We start from the raw sequence: 2,208 nt of genomic DNA, 5'->3' as shown, positions 1-2,208 counted from the left end.
ATACAAACCCCGCGCTCTTTAAAAGTTAGATAATTCAGCCTTTTAACTTTTTCTACATCCACTCTTTAATTTACGCCACGTATACTAACTCAATTTAAGTTATACATATAATAGCGCCTTCCACACGACATTTTCAAATAATAGCACTTACAGTAATGTTGTAATATTCCTCTTCATTCTCTGAAATCCTGCAAATATAACTCGTCAAAATATGCGATAAATACTAACACTAAGCACCTAATTTAGACAAAAATTATAGAGGACATTTCAGCATGTATCAAGAAATAAGAATAGAAAGATAAGTAAGGGAGGATTTATAATGACTGAACACGTTTTATTTTCTGTTAGCGAAAACGGCGTTGCATCTATTACTTTAAACCGTCCAAAAGCACTTAATTCTTTATCCTATGACATGTTACAACCAATTGGGAAAAAACTTAAAGAATGGGAGCAAGATGAGCGTATTGAACTCATCGTTTTAAAAGGAGCTGGGACGAAAGGTTTTTGTGCAGGTGGTGATATTAAAACGCTATACGAAGCACGTTCTAACGAAGTTGCATTACAACATGCAGAGCAGTTTTTTGAAGAAGAATATGAAATTGATACATTTATTTATCAATACAAAAAACCAATTATCGCTTGTTTAGATGGAATTGTAATGGGCGGTGGTGTCGGTCTGACAAATGGAGCGACGTATCGAATTGTAACAGAGCGTACGAAGTGGGCAATGCCTGAAATGAACATCGGTTTCTTCCCTGATGTCGGTGCTGCTTATTTCTTAAATAAAGCGCCTGGATATACTGGTCGATATGTTGCTTTAACGGCATCTATTTTAAAAGCTCCTGATGTATTATATATTAACGCTGCTGATTACTTTATGACATCAGATTCATTACCAAATTTCCTTACCGCACTTGAAAATGTAAATTGGAAAAAAGAAGATGTACATACTCATTTAAAAGAAGTTATTCGTACATTTGCAACTGCTCCAAACTTAGATGGCAATCTTTCTTCTTCAGTAGAAGAAATTAATTCGCATTTTGCATTCGATACAATTGAGGGAATCATTCAATCGTTAGAGAAAGATCAAAGTCCATTTGCCCAAACAACGAAAGAAAAGCTATTATCCAAATCCCCTGTTTCATTAAAGGTAACATTAAAACAGTTTATTGATGGCCAAGAAAAGTCAGTTGAAGAATGTTTCGCGACAGATCTTATACTCGCTAAAAACTTCATGCGACATGAAGATTTCTTTGAAGGAGTACGCTCCGTTGTAGTTGATAAAGACCAAAATCCAAATTATAAATATAAACAATTAAGTGATGTTTCAGAAGAAGATGTAAATCGATTCTTTAACTTACTTAACGCTTAAACAAAGAGGCCATATATTGTAGCACACTCTCAGCTACTCTATATGGCCTCTTCTTTTCAGTTAAATAATTTTAAATATAATTTAATTTTATTTAACTAAAATGTATGTTAAACTAACGTTAATCGAATTTTCTAAAAACAAAAAAGAAAGGCGGATAACATTATGGAAAATTTTTTTCTGTTTATTATTATGTCTATATGTCTTATTATTCTACCCGGTCCTGATACAGCAATGGCTACGAAAAACACATTGATTGCCGGCAAAATCGGCGGCGTAAAAACTGTTTTTGGTACTTGTGTTGCGCTTTTAATTCACACTTTAGCTGCTGTAATTGGTCTTTCAGCACTTATTGTAAAGTCTGCTCTTTTATTTTCTATTTTTAAATATGTTGGTGCTGTATATTTAGTCTATATTGGTATTAAAGCCCTTTTAGCAGTAAGAAACACAGAAGACTTAAATACAAATGACRTTCCAATAAATAATGAYAATAAACATACTTCTTGCTTTCGCCAAGGGTTTCTTACAAATTTACTAAACCCTAAGRTTGCAGTCTTCTTTTTAACTTTTTTACCACAGTTTTTAAATCCAAATCATAATACATTTATACAACTTCTCGTTATGGGACTTACTTATCTCATTTTAACCGTCATTTGGTTTGCTTTTTATATATTTTTAATTGATAAAATTAGTGCTTTTATGAAAAAACCGAAGACACAGCGTTATATTCAAGGGATTACAGGAATCGTCTTAATTGGGTTTGGTATTAAATTAGCCTTTGAAAGAAATAGTTAACACAATACAAACGAAAATACACTACTCCATTATGAGTAGTGTAT

Annotated in this window: 2 protein-coding genes; both read left to right on the top strand. The window is 32.6% G+C overall.

Going from position 1 to position 2,208, the window contains the following annotated elements:
• Positions 1 to 319 precede the first annotated feature (319 nt).
• Positions 320 to 1,372: an enoyl-CoA hydratase/isomerase family protein gene (locus AC1DJR_RS27335; RefSeq protein ID WP_113734502.1), complete on the top strand. Its 1,053-nt coding sequence runs from the start codon at positions 320 to 322 to the stop codon at positions 1,370 to 1,372.
• Positions 1,373 to 1,531: 159 nt separating this feature from the next.
• The gene (locus AC1DJR_RS27330) at positions 1,532 to 2,164 is read left to right on the top strand and encodes a LysE family translocator (protein ID WP_477003976.1); all 633 of its coding nucleotides are present in this window, start codon (positions 1,532 to 1,534) and stop codon (positions 2,162 to 2,164) included.
• Positions 2,165 to 2,208: the final 44 nt, after the last annotated feature.

The organism is Bacillus sp. 05T31, assembly GCF_056396725.1.
The sequence above is the reverse complement of the archived record's forward strand: the minus strand, read 5'-3'. Positions and strand labels throughout refer to the sequence as shown.